Source organism: Dietzia sp. B44 (assembly GCF_014145245.1).
In the GTDB taxonomy this organism is placed as follows: Bacteria; Actinomycetota; Actinomycetes; order Mycobacteriales; family Mycobacteriaceae; genus Dietzia; species Dietzia natronolimnaea.
The window spans coordinates 1-3,786 of the sequence record NZ_JAALEF010000083.1; the positions used below are offsets into that span (position 1 = coordinate 1).

Below are 3,786 nucleotides of genomic sequence, written 5' to 3' on the forward strand. Positions count from 1 at the left end.
AGCCAGAACGGCAGGCGTCCCGTCCCGCCGGGCGCGGGCGTGACCAGCACCCGGTCGTGCGTGATCTCCTCGACCCGCCAGCTCGAGGCCCCGAGGGCGAACACGTCGCCGACCCTGGACTCGTAGACCATCTCCTCGTCGAGCTCACCGACCCGCGTCGCCTTCTCCCCCACCATGAACACGCCGAACAGCCCGCGGTCGGGGATGGTGCCGCCCGAGGTGACGGCGAGACGCTGCGCACCCGGGCGACCGGTCAGGGTCCCGGCGTCGCGGTCCCACACCAGGCGGGGCTTGAGCTCGGCGAAGTCCGCCGACGGGTATTTGCCCGCCAACATGTCGAGTGTCGCCTCGAACGCCGACCGCGGCAGCCCGACGAACGGGGCGGTCCGACGCACGGCGGCGAACCAGTCCTCGACGTCGATCGACTCGAGCGCGCACGCGGCCACCGTCTGCTGCGCGAGGACGTCCAACGGGTTGGTGATGACCGACATCGTCTCGATCGCGCCGGCGACCATCCTCTCCACGGTCACCGCACTGTGGAGGAGGTCGGCGCGGTGCTTGGGGAACACGGCCGCGCGGGAGACCTCGCCGACCTGGTGACCGGCGCGGCCCACCCGCTGGAGCCCCGAGGCCACGGACGGTGGGGACTCGACCTGCACGACCAGGTCCACCGCGCCCATGTCGATGCCCAGCTCGAGCGACGAGGTGGCCACCACCGCGCGTAGCCGACCCGATTTGAGGGCGTCCTCGATGAGCGCCCGTCGCTCCTTGGACACCGATCCGTGATGGGCCATGGCCAGCTCCGCGGGGGCGCCGCGCGAGACCTCGGACGGCACCATGATCTGCGCGGGTGGGCGGGCCGGCGCCGGCGGCAGCGAGCCCGGATCGGTGTCCTCGGCGTGGATCTCGTTGAGCCGCGCGGTCAGCCGCTCGGCCAGGCGGCGGGAGTTGACGAACACGATCGTCGAGCGGTGCGCCGTGACCAGGCCCACCACCTGACGCTCGACGTGCGGCCAGATCGACCCCTCGCCCGGCGTTCCGGGCGGAGCGGTGACGTCCGAGCCGGCCGAGGACAGGTCCGCCATGTCCTCCACGGGCACCCGGACCGTGAGCTCGAAGCGCTTGTCGGATCCCGGCGCCACCACGGTCACCGGCCGCTCGCCCGCGAGGAAGCGGGCCACCTCGGAGTGCGGCCGGACGGTGGCGGACAGGCCCACCCTCCGGGCGGGGGTGTCCAGCAGGTCGTCCAGTCGCTCGAGACTGAGGGCGAGGTGGGCGCCGCGCTTACTGGCGGCCACCGCGTGGATCTCGTCGATGATCACCGTGTCGACCGCGGCCAGGGTCTCCCGCGCGGCCGAGGTGAGCAGCAGGAACAGCGACTCGGGAGTGGTGACCAACACGTGCGGTGGCCGCGACCGCTGCCGCCGGCGTTCCTCGGGCGGCGTGTCACCGGTGCGGATCCCCACCGTCACCTCCGCGGTCTCCACACCCAGGGAGGCGGCCTCCCGCGCGATCCCGGCGAGCGGCGCCCGGAGGTTGCGCTCGACGTCCACGGCCAGCGCCTTGAGCGGGGAGATGTAGAGCACACGGGTGCCGGGCGGGGGTGCGCCTGTGCTGTCACCGTCGCTGGTACTGGTACTGGTGCTGGTACTGGTGCTGTGGCCGCCGCCCAACATGAGTCGGTCGAGCGAGTCCAGGAACGCCGAGAGGGTCTTGCCCGACCCCGTGGGGGCCACGACGAGCGTGTGGGCGCCGCTCGCCAGGGACGCCCACGCCCCCTCCTGCGCGGGGGTGGGCCGGTCGAACGCCCCACGGAACCACGAGGCTGTGGCCGGGTGGAACCGCTCCAGTGCGTCGGACATGAACTCATGATGTCGCACGCCTACGACATCGGCCCGACCCGCGCCCCACCTCCGTAGAGTGTCGGCATGCGCAAGACTGTGAGCATGCCCAGCGACAGCATGCGCGATCTCGACGACGACGACCTCGCCTGTTTCCTCGCCACAGGGATCGGGGACATCGTCCGGGGCACGCGCGCCGGGGGGCTGCTCCGCGGGCGCTCGCTCGCCCGTGTCGCCAACGAGGTCGCGCAGAACTGGACCGACGAGGTGCTGGCCGTGCACCGCCCGGATGACGGAACGCTCTCCGAGGGGGTCTCGGACGATCTCAGCAGGCTGGACAAATCCCGCGTCTGGATCATCGACGTGATCGACGGCACCAAGGAGTTCTCGACGGGCCGCTCGGACTGGTCGGTTCACGTGGCACTCGTCGTCGACGGCCGGCCTACCGTCGCCTCCGTGGGGCTGCCGGACTCGGGGCGGGTATTCCGCTCGGACCAGGTCGATCACGTGGACGGCCCCCATTCGGGGACCATGGTGATCAGCCGCAACAACCCCCCGCCGGGGGCGCTCCAGGTCGCGGACGCGGTCGGCCTGGAGGTGCGGCCCATGGGCTCGGCCGGTGCCAAGATGCTCTCCGTCCTGCTCGGCGACGCGGACGCCTACCTCCACGCCGGGGGGCAGGACGAGTGGGACCAGGCCGCGCCGGTCGGCGTCGCCCTGGCCGCGGGGTTGCACGCCTCCCGCCTGGACGGGACGCCGATCCGGTTCAACAAACCCGACACCCACTCCCCGGACGTCCTGATCTGTCGCCCCGAGCTCACCGAGAAGATCCTGGCCGCGCAGGCCGCGCAGGCGACTCGAACGTAGACTGCAGGTCATGACCGTCCCCACCCCGTACGAGGACCTGCTCCGACTCGTCCTGGAGCAGGGCACCGCCAAGGCCGACCGCACGGGAACGGGCACCCGCAGCCTGTTCGGCCACCAGCTGCGCTATGACCTGGCGGCGGGATTCCCGCTGATCACCACCAAGCGCGTCCACTTCAAGTCGGTGGCCTACGAGCTGCTGTGGTTCCTGCGCGGCGACTCCAACGTGGGCTGGTTGCGCGAGAACGGCGTGAGCATCTGGGACGAGTGGGCTGACGAGCGCGGCGAGCTCGGACCCGTCTACGGCGTGCAGTGGCGGTCCTGGCCCACCCCCGACGGCCGGCACGTGGACCAGATCGCGAACGCCGTGGACCTGCTGCGCACCGACCCCGATTCGCGGCGCAACATCGTCTCGGCGTGGAACGTGGGCGAGCTGACGGACATGGCCCTGCCGCCCTGCCACCTGCTGTTCCAGTTCTACGTGGCCGACGGCAAGCTGAGCTGCCAGCTCTACCAGCGCAGCGCCGACCTCTTCCTGGGGGTGCCGTTCAACATCGCCTCCTACTCGCTGCTCACCCACATGGTGGCGCAGCAGGTCGGGCTCGAGGTGGGCGAGTTCATCTGGACCGGGGGCGACTGCCACATCTACGACAACCACGTCGAGCAGGTGAGGACGCAGCTGGCCCGGGAGGCCTATCCCTACCCTGAGCTGCGCCTGCGCCGGGCGGACTCGATCTTCGACTACCGCTTCGAGGACTTCGAGGTACTCGGTTACGACCATCACCCGGGCATCAAGGCCCCGGTCGCGGTCTGAGCCGGGAGACGACGACCGTGCCGGTCCGGATGGTGTGGGCGCAGGCCCGCGGCGGGGTGATCGGCGACGGCCGTGACATGCCCTGGCACATCCCCGAGGACCTGGCGTACTTCAAGCAGGCCACCACCGGGCGCCCCGTGGTGATGGGCCGGGCCACCTGGGACTCGATCCCCGCCCGCTTCCGGCCCCTGCCCGGTCGCCGCAACATCGTGTGCACGCGGGACGCGGGGTGGTCGGCCGAGGGCGCCGAGCGCGCGGCGTCGGTGC

The 3,786-nt window shown here is 71.6% G+C and carries 4 protein-coding genes; 3 read left to right on the plus strand and 1 reads right to left on the minus strand.

What is annotated here, in order from left to right:
- Nucleotides 1-1,862, minus strand: a 1,862-nt coding sequence (locus G6017_RS03545; protein ID WP_182615991.1) for a DEAD/DEAH box helicase, incomplete at its 3' end; no start/stop codon positions are given.
- 99 nt (nucleotides 1,863-1,961) lie between these two features.
- Between G6017_RS03545 and G6017_RS03550 the strand changes: the two genes are divergently transcribed.
- The 3 genes from G6017_RS03550 to G6017_RS03560 form a co-directional block, all read left to right on the plus strand.
- Complete coding sequence (locus G6017_RS03550; protein WP_179526315.1) at nucleotides 1,962-2,708, plus strand: 3'(2'),5'-bisphosphate nucleotidase CysQ; 747 nt, start codon at nucleotides 1,962-1,964, stop codon at nucleotides 2,706-2,708.
- A 10-nt stretch (nucleotides 2,709-2,718) separates the two neighbouring features.
- Entirely contained in the window at nucleotides 2,719-3,519 is an 801-nt protein-coding gene (locus tag G6017_RS03555) for a thymidylate synthase (RefSeq protein ID WP_182615993.1), read from the plus strand.
- A 29-nt stretch (nucleotides 3,520-3,548) separates the two neighbouring features.
- Nucleotides 3,549-3,786 (plus strand): dihydrofolate reductase (locus tag G6017_RS03560; protein WP_194307718.1); only part of this gene is annotated, 238 nt, incomplete at its 3' end.

Excerpts from the sequence above, each read along its gene's own strand:
- G6017_RS03550 (WP_179526315.1), top strand. The coding sequence starts at position 1,962 with ATGCGCGATCTCGACGACGACGACCTCGCCTGTTTCCTCGCCACAGGG.
- G6017_RS03555 (WP_182615993.1), top strand. The coding sequence starts at position 2,719 with ATGACCGTCCCCACCCCGTACGAGGACCTGCTCCGACTCGTCCTGGAG.